Source organism: Polyangium fumosum, assembly GCF_005144585.1.
GTDB lineage: Bacteria > Myxococcota_A > Polyangia > Polyangiales > Polyangiaceae > Polyangium > Polyangium fumosum.
Window position 1 is genome coordinate 13075 of sequence record NZ_SSMQ01000105.1, and the last position, 15202, is coordinate 28276.

Genomic DNA, 15202 nt, shown 5'->3' on the forward strand with positions numbered 1-15202 from the left:
GGATCACGCCCGCGAATCACGGCAAAGCAGCGAGACGCAGACCCTCGAGCCAAGAGTCGCGAGCCCCGGCTGCGGTCATCGGCCGCCCGCCGGTGGACCTAGAGATACGGTCGGCCGGCGTCCGGGCGCAACAAATTTTCTCCCGTTCACGCAATCGTGACGAATTCGTACGTTCCGGGCCCGCCGAGCCGAACTGTTTGACAACGAGATGTGCCGTATTTCTCCGCCGAAGTGGCGCCCTCGTCGTTCGCGCCGAACGGAGGGGATCGACACGTACGGCTCGACCAACGATATCGGCGCGTCGCGCGACACCACGTTTCGCCGCGGATTCGATCCACAATCGCGCTCGGACGCACCCCCCGCGGCGCCCCTCCCTGGATCACCTCCGATCCACCCGCCCGTTTCCAGGCGCGGATCACGCCCGTCCATGGTCACTCGACAGCGCAATTTCGGCCACGATCGATGGTCGTCCCGCGCGCGGCGACGCACCCACGCCCGCGTCCACGAGGGCCTCCGCTCCCGCACGCCCCGCGCGTCACGCCCAACCGTTCCACGAGACCGACGCCGGGGCGCCGCGCGGCCTGCGCCCCCCGTCCCCAGGTCCCTCCGCCCTGTCAAGACCCATCGCGGCCGTGTCGGCGTGCTCGCCGGCCCACATCGCCGCGGCGCAGCACTATTCCGTATCGTCAGAACGAAACGAAATTGCTGGTCGGGCTGGCGGCTGGCAACTACGTTACGTCACCCGTCCCGGGCGGGACCAAGGAGGAAAGCAGCATCGATGTTGTCCGTGCGCCACCTGGAGAAATTCGTCACGGCCTCCGCGAACCGAGTCTGGCCGGTGATGCAAAGGCTGAACTCGCTCGGCCCCGAGCCCTTGCCGTTCCAACCTCGATGGAGTGATCGCCCCATCCCGCGCGGCAAGGAGCGGACGAAGCCGCCGCTCGGCTGGCCGCGGACGACGGACAGCCTGTGCCCCACCTGCGTCAAGGAGGCGCGCGCGGAGATCCTGCGCGGCGACGCGGACTGGACGAAGCTCGTCACGGACAAGCCCGGGGAGATCAAGGCGCAGATCGTCGAGCGCGACGGCCAGATCCGGATGGAGAAGGAGTGCCCGAAGCACGGGCGCGTGAGCGACGTGCTCTCCATCGATCCGAAATTCCTCGCGCGGATCGAGAGCCTCTTCCAGGGCCGCGACGTGGCGATGACGCCCGACCGTATCCACCAGCACGGTTCGAGCTCGATCCAGTACGGCCGCGGCTCGGTGCTCACGGTCGACCTCACGAATCGCTGCAACATGATGTGCGACCCGTGCTTCATGGACGCGAATCAGGTCGGCTACGTGCACGAGCTCTCCTGGGAGGAGGTCACGCAGATCCTCGACGACGCGGCCGAGGTGCGGCCGCGGCGGCAGATGTCGATCCAGTTCTCCGGCGGTGAGCCCACGCTCTCGCCCCATTTCCTCGACGCGATCCGCTACGCCCGCAAGAAGGGGTATTTCGCCGTGCAATGCGCGACGAATGGCCTGCGCTTCGCGCAGGAGCCCGGCTTCGCCCAGCAATGCAAGGAGGCGGGCCTGCGCATGGCCTACCTCCAGTTCGACGGGGTCACGAACGAGGCGAACAGCCACCGCAAGATCGCGAACCTCTACGACGTGAAGCTCCGGGCGATCGAGGAGCTCGCGGCGGTGGGCATCGACGTCATCCTGGTCGTGACGGTCGTCAATGGCGTGAACAACGACATGATCGGCCCGATCATCGAGTTCGCGATCGAGAACGCCGACAAGGTAACGGTCGTGAGCTTCCAGCCCGTGAGCTTCACCGGGCGGGACGAGGACATCTCCGACGAGCTGCGCGAACAGCAGAGGTACACGCTGAGCCACCTCGCGCGCGACGTGAAGGCGCAGACCGGCGTGACCGAGCCCTTGCGCGATTGGTTCCCGCTCTCGGCGCTCGCGCCATTCGGCGACGTCGTCGATCTGCTCGACGGGCCGGACAAGGATTTCGGTCAGCTCAATTGTGGGTGTCACCCGAACTGCGGCATCGGCACCGTGCTCTTCGTCAACAAGAAGACGAAGCAGATGGTCCCCTTGCTCGAGTTCCTCGACATGGAAGGGATCCTTCGGGATTTCCGGACAATCTTCGACGCGGGCCGGGGCTCGAAATGGACGAAGGCGCAGGTGCTGACGAGCATCCTCCGCCATTACAAGCCTTCGATGGCGCCGCCCGGATTCGACGTGAAGACGCTCGTGAAACAATTCATGAGCCAGACGGGCGCCGCGCACGCGGGCGAGAGCGACGCGAAGGAATACGAGTGGCGCGTGCTCTTCGTGGCCGGCATGTGGTTCCAGGATCTCTTCAATTACGATTTCCGCCGGACGGAGATGTGCATCATCCCCTACGGCACGCAAATGGGCGAGATCAGCTTCTGCGCGTACAACACGGGCGTGGGCTGGCGCAATGTGCTCGAAAAGATCAAGGCGAACGCCACGGTCGCCGAGTGGTACCGCAAATACGGCCGGCACCCGATCTACGCGAAAAACAAGGACCTCGCCCTGCCCGACTTCGAGAATGCCCTCACCGTGAAGGAGCACGAGCTCGCCAAGCAGGAGCGGAAGAAGGCCGTCCGCTTGCCCATCGTGCCGTCCTAGCAGCCTGTGGAATTATCGTCGCGAGCGCCCCGAAGCTAGGGCGACGGAGCGAGGAATCCTCAAGGATTTCGAGCGATGTCGACCGACGATTCGGGGCGCGCAGCAGATAAGTCCACAGGCTGCTAGTCCCGAGGGGGACGCCTCGCGTCCCCGCCGCCGGCCGCCGCCTCAGGTGCGCTTCTTCGCGCGCGCCATCATGCCTTCGAGCCGGCCCCCGCTCGACACGAACCACGCCTCGGCCTGCGCGACCGTTTGAAACACGGCGGCCCCGTCATCGGCGGCGTTGTGCGCGACCAGCGTCGCGAGGCCGTGCTGCCGCGGCGTCGTGACGAGCCACGCCGTCCGGATCTGCCGCCGCCGGAGCAGCTTCTGGCACGTCCCGAGGCCCACGCGCGCCATCACCGTAAAATCGGTGAGCCCACGGATGTCCATGAGCACGAGCCTCGTACCCGCCTGGTTGGCGAGCACGTCCACGGCCTGCGCGGTGAGCTCATCCGCGATCAGATCCCCGAGCGCACCGCCGATCTCGATCGTCACCCGATCCGGCGGAGTCGTCGTGAAGTGGAACCAGTGTTGCGCCATCGAGGCAGACCACCCACCATCCTACGCGAACTCCTCGCTCGTCAACCACCTCACGTCATCGATCACAACGGATTCCTTCGTTCGAGAATTTGTCCGTCCAAGGGAAACTTACAATCAGCCTGGCTCGGGGCAACCATCGTCGTCGTCCTTGCCGTCCTCGTCTTCCTTGACCGTGGGGCACTTGTCTTCGTTGTCGGGTACCCCGTCGTCGTCGTTGTCGCCGTCGGGGCAGCCGTCGTGGTCCTCGAACCCGTCCTTGTCCTCGGGGAGCTCGCGGCACTGATCGGCCTCGTCCGGCACACCATCCTGGTCGACGTCCCGCACGCGCGGGGCCCAGCCGATGCCCAGCATGGCACGCAAGGGCCCGGTGCCGAGCCCGCCGAAGAACCCCCGCGACACGCCGGCGAGGATGGAAAAATCCCCGAGCTGCGCGCGCGCCCCGAGCCCGGCCTCGAACGCGGTGAGGGTGCGGTTCTGCGTGGGGTTCATGGGGTAGATCGGGACGTGTCCGTTCGTCTCGACGTACACGGTGAAGCGGCCGGCTTCGTCGATGCCAAGGGCCTGCGGCCGGAAGGAGAGGCCGAAGGAGAACGGGAGCTCGTGTCCGACGCGCTGGCGGCAGCCGTAGGGAAGGTCGGAGACGGGGATGTGCGCGCAGGCGAAGTTCTCGGTCTCGGCGCGGAGCTTGACGCCGGCGGCGAGGTGGAAGCCGAGGACGAGGAGGCGGTACTCGGCGAGCAAGCGCGTGGTGCTGGTGACGGCGCCTTCGCCGAGGAAGGAGCCCCGATCGCCGGTGGGGACGGTGAACCGCTCGTGCAAGCCGAGCGCGAAGCCGCCGAGGTCGCCGCCGGTGGGCGCGACGAGGACGAGCTTGCCGGTGAACGCGAGGTCGCCGAGGGCCTGCTGGGGGATGTTCGTGGGTCCGAGCGTGGCGACGGAGTCGAAGTCGGGCGCGTCGCCCCGCTGGTACAGGGCGAACGGCAGGTCCGCGCCGAAGGAGAGGCGGCCGAGGGCGCCGATGTTGGCGACGAGGTCGCCGGTGAGCTGGTGGCTGAGGACGTCGAACGCGTGCTCGTTCGTCGCGGGATCACGGAGCGTGATCGGTTTGTACGCATACGAGCCGTAGACGGCGAGGTTCCAGTCGCCGTGCGCGGGCGTGGAGACGGGTTCGAGGAAGAGGCTCCCGGCAGGATCGGTGGAAGGACGGTACCCGCGCAGATCGAGCGAGGGCACGGGATCAGGCTCGATCGCAGCGGCCGAACGCGTCACGAGGGACGCAGCCAGCGCGAGGCCCGTGGCAAGGCGCAAAGAGAAGAAAGGCATGACGCGGGCGTAGGTTAGCCCAGGTGAAACCTCGGAGAAAAGGGTCGCGGTTGTTCGCCGGTGCTTCGTCCCAAACGGACAAACCTTCTGGCAGCGCGGGCTGTCCTTGCCCCTGGCCCCCCGCGAGCAGTAGGATCCGGCCCGGCCCGTCATGAACGCCCCGCTGCGCGTCCCTCTCGGCATCGACGACTTCCAGAAGGTCCGGGAGGGCGGTCTGCTCTACGTCGACAAAACGCACCTCGTGACGGACTTGCTCGAAAAGGCAGGCGCCGAGGTCGTCCTGCTCCCGCGGCCGCGGCGGTTCGGCAAGAGCCTGAACCTCTCGATGGTCCGCTGCTTCTTCGAGAAGCGCGCGGAGGACCTCTCCCCTCTCTTTCGGGACCTCCAGGTTTGGCAGGCCGGCGACGCGGTCCGCGCGCATTTCCAGCGGTATCCGGTCGTTCATTTGACGATGAAGGGCGCCAAGCAGGCGACCTTCGAGGCGTGCTGGAAGACCATCCGCGAGAAGATCGAGGCGCTCTTCCGGGAGCACAAGGCGCTGCTCACGAGCGGCGCGCTCGATTCACGGGAGGAGGAGAAGTACCGCGCCATCCTCGATGGCACCGCCGACGAGGTGCTGTATGGGCGGGCTCTCCTCGACCTCTGCCACTACCTGCACCGCATGCACGGCGAGCGCGTGCTCCTGCTCATCGACGAGTACGACGAGCCCATCCACGCCGGGTACACGCACGGGTACGCGCCGCGCATCCTGGATTTCTGCCGCGCCTTCTATGGCGAAGGACTGAAGGGCAATCCGCACCTCTTCCGCGCGGTGCTCACCGGTATTTTGCGCGTCGCGCGCGAGAGCATCTTCTCCGGCCTGAACAACGTCACCGTCTATTCGCTGCTGCGCTCGGAGTTCAATACCTGCTTCGGCTTCACCGAGCCGGAGGTCGAGCGCCTCCTCGCCGCCGCCGGACGGACGGACCGTCTGGAGACGCTGCGCGCCTGGTACAACGGGTATCTCTTCGGGGGCGAGGTCATCTACAATCCCTGGTCCGTCCTCAACTTCCTGGCCGCCGAGGACAAGGACCCCGAGCCCTACTGGCTCTCGACGAGCTCGAACGATCTCATCCGCGAGCTCCTCCAAGAGCGCGCCGTCGAGCTCGAACCCCTCTTCGAAGCCCTCCTGACCGGAGGCTCCGTGGAGAAGGTGCTCGACGAGCACGTCCCGCTCGGGGAGCTGCATACGAGCGAAAACGCGCTCTGGAGCCTGCTCGTCTTCGCCGGCTACCTGAAGGCCGAGCGCCACTCGCGCGGGCCCATGGAGCGCCCCATGCACCGGCTCTCGATCCCCAATCGAGAGGTGCGCGAGCTTTACATGAGCACCTTCCGGGGATGGATGGCCGCGCGCCTCGGCGGTCGGGGCGGGGCCCTCGATGCGCTGCTCGACGCCTTGCTGCGGGGGGACGCGGAGCGATTGGAGCGGCTCCTCCAGGCGTTCGTGACGAACGTCCTTTCGCACCATGACGTCGGGTTCTTCGGGCCGGAGCGCGTGTACCAAGCATTCCTCGTGGGCCTGTTGGCGACGCTGGAGCCGGACTACCAGGTCCGCTCGGACCGCGAATCCGGCCACGGGCGCGCGGACGTGCTCGTGCGCCCAGCGCGCCCGGGAAAGCCGGGCATCGTGCTCGAATTGAAGGTCGTCAAGGCCGCGCGCCGCGCCCCGGAGAAAGCGCTCGCCGAAGGCCTCGCGCAGATCCGCGAGAAGGAGTACGCCGCCGAGCTACGGGCCGCAGGGGCCGAGCCGGTGCACGCGTTCGCCGCCGCATTCGACGGAAAACGCGTCTGGGTCCGCGCCGCGACGCTCTCGCCGGAGGAGCCCTCCCCCCGGAAAAAAGCGCGCAAGCGCTGAGCTGCGTCAGCGATACATCCGATCGATCCGCGCCTCCGGCGAGCGCGGATCGAAGAGCACGAGCGCCACGTAAAACGCAGGCGGAAGCGGAAGCGGGAGTTGCTGCCTACCCCCCCGCTCCCTCCTGGTTTCCGCCGTTCGACTGTGCGCTGGTGCTCTCCTCCGCGCCTGCCTCGTTCTTCTTCCTTGTCGCCGCGGCTTTCGTCGCGATGCGCGAGCGATACTCGATGGTCTTCTCGAAATGGGCGAGGAGGTGCGGCTTCTTGCCGCGGGTGCCTTTGTCGAGGGCCTTCGCGCCGATCTCGCTCAGGTCCTCCTCGCGGTTGTTCACCAGGCGTGCTTTGGACTCGCGCGTGACTTCGAGGGCCTTTTCGAGCCTTGCCTCCTCTACGGTGAGCGCGTCGATCCCCACCGTCGCGTCGACCACACGTTGATACACGACGGGATGGATTTCAGCCTCCTCGCCATACTTGGGTATTGCATGCGCAAGCTCATGGAATACCGCCTCGATCCCCTCCTGCGCGCCGCGCGCGCCCTTCAGGCCGTTCGGGGGGATGTCGACCAGGATATCCTTCCGGGCGGTAAGATCGAACACCAGGGGTCCCGTGTACGCGGGACCTTCGATTCGCGCCATCTTGCTCCTCCGTGTTTGAACTCCGGATGGTAACCACATGTACGCAAGTTCTGTCAACAGCGAAACAAAGATCGACTGGTGATACTGCGTCCCCCTGCCGCGAATGCTAGCCCACCATCTCGGGACGCTGCACCTCGTACGCGGCCGCTCGATCGTTGAAGACGCGGGCGGTCCAATCTGACGTCTCGATGTGGGACCACGCGCTCGGGCTCCGGGACCACGCGCTCGGGATATTCGGAACCGCAGCGAGGGTTCTGCATCCCGATGTCAAGATGTGGGGAACCGACGTCGGGGTGTCGTATCGGGATCGCGGGGTGAACCATACCGATGTCGGGATGTCGCAGCCCGCGATCGGGATGTCGCAGCCCGCGATCGGGATGCCGGAGCCCGCGATCGGGATGCCGGAGCCCGCGATCGGGATGGAGATACTCCGCCCGAGGTTCCTGCATCTTGTGCTCGGGATGAACCATCGCGATGGCGGGATGGAGAATCGTGAGCTCGGGCTACTCCATCCTGCCTTCGAGGCCCTTCGATCGTCGTTTGCCTGATCTCCTGGCCTGGCTGCCGTCGTCGACCCTCTCGATCCGGGTCGTGCATCGTTCCGCGGGGAGCCGTCCTCGGCCCGGCACCCTGGCGCAGCGCGCCCAGGACGTCCACGCGCGTGCCGACCTGGCCGTCTTTCTTGCGTGCGGACATTGTGCGTCCGATCCGTCGACGATCGATCTTGCGCCCGGATCGCGGGATGTTGCAGAACGGATCGCCAGGAAGAACGCGGGCACGCGCACACCGCCGCGGGGGTGGATAGGCATGGCCTGCGACCGAAAACGGGGTCCGTCATAGCCTGGTTCCCCTCGATCCGCCCTCCGGGCGGGGCGCTCTCGCTCGCTCTCGATTCACAGATCGCGCTGCATGTCCCGTGGGGCACTGGCACCGCCGCCGTGATGTTCGTGGGTGCCGTCCTGCGATTCTTTCGGCTCTGGCTTCCGGTGCTCGTCGCTTTTTGCGTCTCGACATGGCTCCTCGGCTGTGGCGCGACGCCCGCACACACGCAGGATTGGGCGCAGACGACCCGGAGCGGGCAGCGCGTGTTCCGCCTGTGCCGGCGCCATCCCCACGTCGCACCGGATGCGCGCTACTGGTACGACCTCGGTGATAGGACGCTTCGCACGACGCGAAAGCCGCTCGAAGAGCTCCTGGAAAGCCGCGCGGTCAAGGTCCTTTTCATCTACGACCCCCACGCGCCGCCCGAGAGCCGGAGGCTCTTGGGGCTCGCGTATCAGGATCTGCCCTGCGACAACCCGCCGCCGCCAAAGCCGCCGCCCCCGGAGAAGATCGCGGCAAAGGAGAGGGAGGACGAGAGAAAGAAGGACGAGCAGCCGAAGCCGAAGCCGAAGCCAATCGCGAGATCACCCGAGCGGTGCCCGGAGCCGGGGCAGGCGCGGAGGCGGGGCAGCACGGGCGCGCGTACCTGCGCGAGGACACTCGTCCACACGTCGGAGCGATCGAGGCAGGCGAGCTTTCCGATCGCGAGAGCACCCGAGCGGTGCCCGGAGCCGGGGCAGGCGCGGAGGCGGGGCGACACGGGCGCGCGTACCTGCGCGAGGACACTCGTCCACACGTCGGAGCGATCGAGGCAGGCGAGCTTTCGGCGAGCGGAAGCGCCGCCCGCGCCGCGCCCGGTCCCGCCGCCCGCGCCGAAGGATCCGAGCGAGGTGAATCCGGGCGAGGTATGGCAATACGAGACATGGAGCCAGACGCCCGAGGAGACCGCGCTGCTCGAGCGCGCCCAGGAGTGCCTCACGGGCGCTTGCCATGCCCGGCACAAGAACTTCCAGCCGAAGGGCGGGACGAAGCCCGCTGGGAGGCACAACGGCCCGTCGTTGTCAACGGGGAGCGGGAGCGGTGGGGGAGCGAGCGCGCCAAAACACGCGGTCCAACCAGCACCGAAGCCGGCGGCCCCGCCTGCGCCAGCGCCCCGGCCGAAGACGACGGTCAAGACGACAACGAAGCCGGTCGCAAAGCCGAACGGGGCGGCGGCGGGGCAGGCGGGCAGCGGGAGCGCGGCGGATCCTCCACCGCAGGCCAAGCCGAAGCGGGGAGGCGAGAACCCGGCTGCGGCGCGGGGGCGGGAGGTTCATAAGGAGTTCAAGAAGAAGGTCAAGGAGAAGAAGGGCGAGGGCTGGAGAGCCGAAGAGCGTATCGACGTGGAGGGCGGCACCTACATCCGGCCCGACGCGGTCACGCCCAAAGGGAACCCGATCGAGCTCAAGCCGAACACGCCGTCGGGCAGAGACGCGGGCAAACGCCAGATCAAAAAGTATGAAGAAGTATTAAAGAAGAAGGGACGGGTGATCTACTATGACCCATAAGCGAGTCCTCCAGAACCGCATGAGTCACATCTTCAAGACGTGGGTGACGCCCACGCTCCATGCGGCGGGCTTCAAAAAACGAGGGTTCGTGTACGTGCGGGAGCTGGGAAGCGTTCAGCACCTCTTCAATCACGAGGGCAGCTCCTTCAACACGGCCGACGAGCTTGAATTCACCACGAAATGCGGGATTTACGTGCCGGGGGTCAAGGTTGTCTACTGGGGTCCACGCAGCGTCGAATCCAAGACACCTGAAGCAGCGAACGGAATCCTGAACGTGCGGCCCGGGATGCTGACACCGACGGGCGACACGTGGTACCACCTCACGGCCTCTGATGGGCCTGAGAAGGACGACGAGGTAGGGCAGGAGCTGCGGAGGCTCGTGGAGACGGCGGCCCTGCCCTTCTTCGACCGGTTCCGGGACGAACACGCGATCGCGGAGTTTTTCTCGCTACCCCGCAGGAAGGAAGACCGGTTCATCGATCCCCGCGAAGATACGTTCGAGCTCTTCTTTGCCGCGATCCTCTGGAAGCGGCTGGGGTGCAAGGACAAGTGTCGCGAATGCATCGAGCGGGAGAAATCGAAGACCAAGAAACGTTATGGCGCCGAGACGGACGAGAGGTTCTTCGCGCGCTTCTCCTGTGATGACGATTGAGCGCTTGATCAAAGACAGGCTCTCCGCCCGAGCGGCGCTCCGCAAGCACTCAACGTCTATGTGAGCTGATGGAGAGCTGGATACGTGCCGTTCGGCAAGGCGGCAACCTTCGCGACGTATTCCCTGTCGCAGCGGCTCCCACGACCGCCAATGCGGACCTCCTGGAGAAGCACATCGTGTTCCTGCGCAAGAAAACGATCCCGACATTCGCGTAACCGAGGACGCGGTCGGCCGGGAAGTCCGCCGAGGCGGACAGCAGCGGCGGTACTGGACGAAGGAGCACGACCGTGGACGATTCGACAAAAAGCAATGAGGTTCTCTTGCGCTTCGATCATCCGGACGGAAGCCTTGCGGTCGTCTTGGATGATGACAATCGAGTGGCGTACGCATACCTCCTTGAAGATGAGGAGGTCGTGGGCGATGTCTGGCTTTATAATGTCGTGGAGTCGCCCGACACAGTGAATTGGGAGGACCCAAATCCGATGCCCTTCCTCAATCCAAGGGCCTACTGCAAATCCGAGGAGGTGCGTCGGTTGACCCCGCAGTCTGCTGTACAGTGTGCCTGGTTCGACGCGGGGGTTGAGGTAAGTATCGATGGCATACGATGGGCTCGGATCGAGCGCGGCTCGAAGCCGGGTTGGTCGCGTCTCGCGGCGCAACCCGGGCCGCTCGCCATCCCGTTGGAAGCGCGTATGCCTAGCTCATAAGCCCCAGCGCATCGTCGCTTCTCGAGTCAAGGACGCAGCTCGCCAGGCACGCCCCCTGACATTGCATGTCCGAGCCGCGGACGAACGATCTTGCGCCCGGATTGCGGGATGATGCAGAACGGATCGCCAGGAAGAACGCAGGCACGCGCACGCCGCCGCGGGGGTGGATAGGCACGGCCTGCGACCCAAAGCGGGGTCCGTCGTATGGCCTGGTTACCCTCGATCCGCCCTCCGGGCGGGGCGCTCTCGCTCGTTCTCGATTCGCAGATCACGCTGGTTGCTGCCCTGCGATTGCTCGCCGCTTTTTGCGTCTCGGTATGGCTCCTCGGCTGTGGCGCGACGCCCGCACACACGCAGGATTGGGCGCAGACGACCCGGAGCGGGCAGCGCGTGTTCCGCCTGTGCCGGCGCCATCCCCACGTCCCACCGGATGCGCGCTACTGGTACGACCTCGGTGATGGGACGCTTCGAACGACGCGAAAGCCGCTCGAAGAGCTCCTGGAGAGCCGCGCGGTCAAGGTCCTTTTCATCTACGACCCCCACGCGCCGCCCGAGAGCCGGAGGCTCTTGGGGCTCGCGTATCAGGATCTGCCCTGCGACAAACCGCCGCCGCCGAAGCCGCCGCCCCCGGAGAAGATCGCGGCAAAGGAGAGGGAGGGCGAGAGAAAGAAGGACGAGACCCGGAAGGACGAGCAGCCGAAGCCGAAGCCAATCGCGAGATCACCCGAGCGGTGCCCGGAGCCGGGGCAGGCGCGGAGGCGGGGCGGCACGGGCGCGCGTACCTGCGCGAGGACACTCGTGCACACGTCGGAGCGATCGAGGCAGGCGAGCTTTCCGATCGCGAGAGCACCCGAGCGGTGCCCGGAGCCGGGGCAGGCGCGGAGGCGGGGCGGCACGGGCGCGCGTACCTGCGCGAGGATGCTCGTCCACACGTCGGAGCGATCGAGGCAGGCGAGCTTTCGGCGAGCGGAAGCGCCGCCCGCGCCGCGCCCGGTCCCGCCGCCCGCGCCGAAGGATCCGAGCGAGGTGAATCCGGGCGAGGTATGGCAATACGAGACATGGAGCCAGACGCCCGAGGAGACCGCGCTGCTCGAGCGCGCCCAGGAGTGCCTCACGGGCGCTTGCCATGCCCGGCACAAGAACTTCCAGCCGAAGGGCGGGACGAAGCCCGCTGGGAGGCACAACGGCCCGTCGTTGTCAACGGGGAGCGGGAGCGGTGGGGGAGCGAGCGCGCCACGGCCCGCGCCGAAGACGACGGTCAAGACGACGACGAAGCCGGTCCCGGCGAAGTCGAACGGCGGGGCGGCGGGGCAGGCGGGGGGAAAAGCGCGGCTTCCACCCAGGGGCACTCCGGAGAGGCGGGCGATTGAAACAGCACGCAGCAAGGGTGTAGATGCCAAGCAGGCCCAAGAGCTTGCAGACATTCGAGCTGGCGGCAGAGGGAGTGGTGTATGGACCGACCAGGAGCTCGCAGAGATCCGCCAGAGCGGCAAGTTTCCGGAAGATGTCCGCTGGCACCATGACCCTACCGTCGCCAACCGGCCGGACCTTGCGGCCGACCCTTCTGTCGTGCGCCCGGTGCGAGGAGGAACGCAGGGGCATCTTCGAGCGCATGGAGGAGACTTCAGAAAACCATGAGAACCGATGAACCCGGAATTCTAGAGCGAGTGCTCGTGCGCCGCTACGGGCAGCCCGACGAGACGTACACGGAGGGCATGCGAGCAAAGATATGGGCAGAGGGCACGGCGTCCGTCTCGGTCCTGTACTATTCAGTCGATTGGACCAGACCTCCGGCGTCGGAGTTTCGCGTGCACCAGCCGATTTACGGCGCATGTTGTGGCGGAACGCTCGTGCATAATTCCCTGAAAGTAGCCATGGTGGCGTCCACGAAAGTTTTTGGGATCTATAACATCGGCACGTTGGGAGAGCAGATAGAAGTCAAGCGTGCCATGGAGCTGGACCCAGAGCTTTCGTTCTTCATGGATGCCTCCAACGTGTGGTACTTCGGCCACAAAAAGGGAAGGTTATTCGTTTATGATGCTCCGTTCGACGAGCTCTACGAGCGCGGCCCTATCGAATCCGAGCTGGAGGAAGTCATGGCGGAGTGGGAAGCGGCCGCCGCGCCCAGCGAGTAGTGCTGGGGCGCGCGGGCCGAAGCGCTCGCCACGCTTGGCCTGCCTACCGCCGCCGTCCTGCCTGTCGCGCGCGATGCTTCGACGATTCTGCGCGCGCGTGATCCCGGCAGGTCGTCGCGGGAGCCACGTCCGGGGTCTTGACATCCAGGTTTGTCCGCAGTATGAGGCGCCTCGAAAGCCGACGCGGGTTCATCGGCGTTGGTCTCCCACAAAGGCAGCGCGGCGCCGCGTCGGCTTTCATCTTCAAGCGGACGGTTGCCCCGACGCACCCGAACCCTGTAGGATGCACGGTCAATGGCGCGCTGGTTGGTCCTGGTTGCTGCCCTCTCGGGCTCTCTCCTCGCGGCAGCGGCGTCCCACGCCGACGAGACCAAGCCCGTGCCACGCGCGGCACTCGGCCGACCGACGGGACCAGACGCGACGCCTCCCCTCGATCCCGCGACGGTGGATGCGGCGGTGTCCGCTCTGGTCAAACTCGCGGACTCCGCGCGGAAGCAGGGCCGGTGGGCGGACGCAGAGCTCGGATATCGAGAGGCATTGAAGCTCCGAAACGACGCGACGGTCGTGGGGCGGCTGGGCCTCACCCTCGTCGGCGCGGGGCAGCCGGCCCGCGGCGCGCGGAACCTCATGGAAGCCATCGAGCGCGGCGGGGGGGTGGGCTCGGAGAATGACGAGTTTTTTAAGGTATTCAAGCGGATCCGGCCTACCGTCTGTTTGCTTTATGTGAAAGGAAACCTTACCGACGCGCTCGTGTCGATCGATGGAGGCGCATTCCACAAGGAAAACGGAAGCCAGTTCAAGCTGTTCGTGGCCCCTGGCAAACATGTCCTCGAAGGGAAGTCCGAAGAGCGAGGCGTCGCCCGTGCGGAGCGTACGTGTCCCGAGGGCGGCGAGGCGACGACGGTGCTTTTGTGGCACTGGCCGGATGGGCTTCCCACGAAGCCGGAGCGGCTTTTCAGGCATCGCAAGAAGGGCGAGGTGATACCGGGGCTGGACGATGACAGGCCCGCGGACATTCCGCGCGAGGAAGACGAACCCCCGCCGCCGAAACCGATCTTCGGGGGAGTTGGCGGGGAGGAGAGACCGGTGCACAAGCGCGGCTCCGTGGGCGGAGGCGTCGCCGTGGTGTCGGGCGTCGCGACGTGGACGCCGGCCGTCGGGGTGGCGCTGCATGGGAGTGTACGGCTGCATGAGGTGGTTTCGCTCGACCTCGATGCGCGTGCAGCATGGCTCACGGGCGGGATCGGGGGTCGTCCCATCGGAGGCATGACGGCCGGCGCGCTATTGAGCGTTTGCGGTCACTGGCGGTGGGTTTTCGGATGCGCCACGGGGCATCTCGGTGCGATCTTTGTTGACTTCGACGAGGCCAGATACGAGGGGCGATCGTATGCGTTCTTCACGCCGGGGTTGGGCGGCCGTGCAGGGGCGCGGATCCCTATCGGTGACGCGTTGGCCATTCGTGTCACGGGAGATGTTATCGGTCTCAACGGTGGAATTGTCGTGGTCGCAGATCAAGAGACGGTAGCGGATCATCCGCCGGTCATGATCGGCGGTAGTGTGATGGGAACATGGGAGTTTTGAACATGAACAATCGACACTCATTTTTTGTCAAGCTGGGCTTCACCGGCCTGCTCATGTCGTGCGGTGGTCTCGTCGCCATTCAGGGATGCACCGGGGAGCCGCACTACGCCGCCGACCGTTGTGCTGAGGATCCCTTGTACCCTGGCGAGGATTGCCCGGCGCCGGATGACGCCGATGCGGGGTCCGACGCCGACGCCGAGCCTCCAGAATGCCCCGGTCGCTGCGTGCCATTTCCGGAAGGCCCCGACGCGCTCCACTGGAGCCGATGGCCTGATCTCCTCCTGCCCGCGTCGACCCACGATCCCGAGCAGAGCTGTCCGGATGATCTGACACTGCAATTCGTGGGCTTCACGGAACTCGTCGCGCCGCCCGCGTCGTGCGACATCTGCGAGTGCAAGAAGTCCGAGGGAGCATGCACGGAACTCCCCACCGACATCCAAATCCGCGCCGGCTCATGCAACGACCCGAATGCCGCCACCTTGCCATTCGGAGGTCCGCCAGGCTGGGACGGGAGCTGCACGAGCGTGAACGGCATCCCCGCGGGGGCGAAGTGTATCACCTCGCCCACCCCCGTCCTGACGCCCCGTGTCCCTCGTGCCCAGGCTCCCCGCCGGAAGGAGCCTCAACATGTGTACGGAACAACAAGCGGCAGCCATTCGTGCGGAGGTCTCGCGTATC

The 15202-nt window shown here is 66.3% G+C and carries 12 protein-coding genes and 1 pseudogene; 10 read left to right on the forward strand and 3 right to left on the reverse strand.

Translation table 11 applies throughout. The features are described from left to right. Positions 1-778: 778 nt before the first annotated feature. The gene (locus E8A74_RS47945; RefSeq protein ID WP_136935895.1) at positions 779-2647 is read left to right on the forward strand and encodes a radical SAM protein; all 1869 of its coding nucleotides are present in this window, start codon (positions 779-781) and stop codon (positions 2645-2647) included. A 168-nt stretch (positions 2648-2815) separates the two neighbouring features. On the opposite strand, the gene E8A74_RS47950 is transcribed toward E8A74_RS47945, so the two are convergent. Next, positions 2816-3229 (reverse strand): hypothetical protein, encoded by a 414-nt coding sequence (locus E8A74_RS47950; protein ID WP_136935896.1) that lies wholly within the window; start codon positions 3227-3229, stop codon positions 2816-2818. Positions 3230-3343: 114 nt separating this feature from the next. Beyond that, positions 3344-4552, reverse strand: coding sequence for a thrombospondin type 3 repeat-containing protein (locus E8A74_RS47955; protein WP_136935897.1), 1209 nt, complete (start codon positions 4550-4552; stop codon positions 3344-3346). Between the two features lie 151 nt (positions 4553-4703). On the opposite strand from E8A74_RS47955, the gene E8A74_RS47960 reads away from it, so the two are divergent. Then, a complete protein-coding gene (locus tag E8A74_RS47960) occupies positions 4704-6446 on the forward strand; it encodes an AAA family ATPase (RefSeq protein ID WP_136935898.1) in 1743 nt (580 codons plus the stop codon). A 106-nt stretch (positions 6447-6552) separates the two neighbouring features. Here the strand turns inward: E8A74_RS47960 and E8A74_RS47965 are convergent, their stop codons facing one another. Then, positions 6553-7041: a hypothetical protein gene (locus E8A74_RS47965; RefSeq protein WP_136935899.1), complete on the reverse strand. Its 489-nt coding sequence runs from the start codon at positions 7039-7041 to the stop codon at positions 6553-6555. Positions 7042-7235: 194 nt separating this feature from the next. On the opposite strand from E8A74_RS47965, the gene E8A74_RS47970 reads away from it, so the two are divergent. From E8A74_RS47970 to E8A74_RS54415, 8 genes and pseudogenes are all read left to right on the forward strand, one after another. Further along, positions 7236-7628 carry a hypothetical protein gene (locus tag E8A74_RS47970; protein WP_136935900.1) on the forward strand — a complete coding sequence of 131 codons (393 nt, stop codon included), beginning with the start codon at positions 7236-7238 and terminating at the stop codon, positions 7626-7628. A gap of 393 nt (positions 7629-8021) precedes the next feature. Further along, the gene (locus E8A74_RS47975) at positions 8022-9449 is read left to right on the forward strand and encodes a hypothetical protein (RefSeq protein WP_170229934.1); all 1428 of its coding nucleotides are present in this window, start codon (positions 8022-8024) and stop codon (positions 9447-9449) included. Beyond that, a complete protein-coding gene (locus E8A74_RS47980) occupies positions 9439-10101 on the forward strand; it encodes a DUF4304 domain-containing protein (RefSeq protein ID WP_136935902.1) in 663 nt (220 codons plus the stop codon). Before E8A74_RS47975 ends, E8A74_RS47980 begins: the two co-directional genes overlap by 11 nt. Before the next feature lie 287 nt (positions 10102-10388). Beyond that, on the forward strand, positions 10389-10808 hold the full coding sequence (locus E8A74_RS53550; protein WP_170229935.1) for a hypothetical protein: 420 nt from the start codon (positions 10389-10391) through the stop codon (positions 10806-10808). A gap of 204 nt (positions 10809-11012) precedes the next feature. Then, the gene (locus E8A74_RS47985; protein WP_136935903.1) at positions 11013-12446 is read left to right on the forward strand and encodes a hypothetical protein; all 1434 of its coding nucleotides are present in this window, start codon (positions 11013-11015) and stop codon (positions 12444-12446) included. Beyond that, positions 12443-12943 carry a hypothetical protein gene (locus tag E8A74_RS47990; RefSeq protein WP_136935904.1) on the forward strand — a complete coding sequence of 167 codons (501 nt, stop codon included), beginning with the start codon at positions 12443-12445 and terminating at the stop codon, positions 12941-12943. The genes E8A74_RS47985 and E8A74_RS47990 overlap by 4 nt, the downstream gene beginning before the upstream one ends. Positions 12944-13387: 444 nt before the next feature. After that, positions 13388-14524: a tetratricopeptide repeat protein gene (locus tag E8A74_RS47995; RefSeq protein WP_136935905.1), complete on the forward strand. Its 1137-nt coding sequence runs from the start codon at positions 13388-13390 to the stop codon at positions 14522-14524. Positions 14525-14526: 2 nt separating this feature from the next. Beyond that, positions 14527-15202, forward strand: a pseudogene (locus E8A74_RS54415) (hypothetical protein); the annotation flags it as partial.

What these genes read in the sequence shown, in the direction of transcription:
- E8A74_RS47945 (WP_136935895.1), top strand. Translation starts at nt 779, where the DNA reads ATGTTGTCCGTGCGCCACCTGGAGAAATTCGTCACGGCCTCCGCGAAC.
- E8A74_RS47950 (WP_136935896.1), bottom strand. Translation starts at nt 3,229, where the DNA reads ATGGCGCAACACTGGTTCCACTTCACGACGACTCCGCCGGATCGGGTG.
- E8A74_RS47955 (WP_136935897.1), bottom strand. Translation starts at nt 4,552, where the DNA reads ATGCCTTTCTTCTCTTTGCGCCTTGCCACGGGCCTCGCGCTGGCTGCG.
- E8A74_RS47960 (WP_136935898.1), top strand. Translation starts at nt 4,704, where the DNA reads ATGAACGCCCCGCTGCGCGTCCCTCTCGGCATCGACGACTTCCAGAAG.
- E8A74_RS47975 (WP_170229934.1), top strand. Translation starts at nt 8,022, where the DNA reads ATGTTCGTGGGTGCCGTCCTGCGATTCTTTCGGCTCTGGCTTCCGGTG.
- E8A74_RS47980 (WP_136935902.1), top strand. Translation starts at nt 9,439, where the DNA reads ATGACCCATAAGCGAGTCCTCCAGAACCGCATGAGTCACATCTTCAAG.
- E8A74_RS47985 (WP_136935903.1), top strand. Translation starts at nt 11,013, where the DNA reads ATGGCCTGGTTACCCTCGATCCGCCCTCCGGGCGGGGCGCTCTCGCTC.
- E8A74_RS47990 (WP_136935904.1), top strand. Translation starts at nt 12,443, where the DNA reads ATGAGAACCGATGAACCCGGAATTCTAGAGCGAGTGCTCGTGCGCCGC.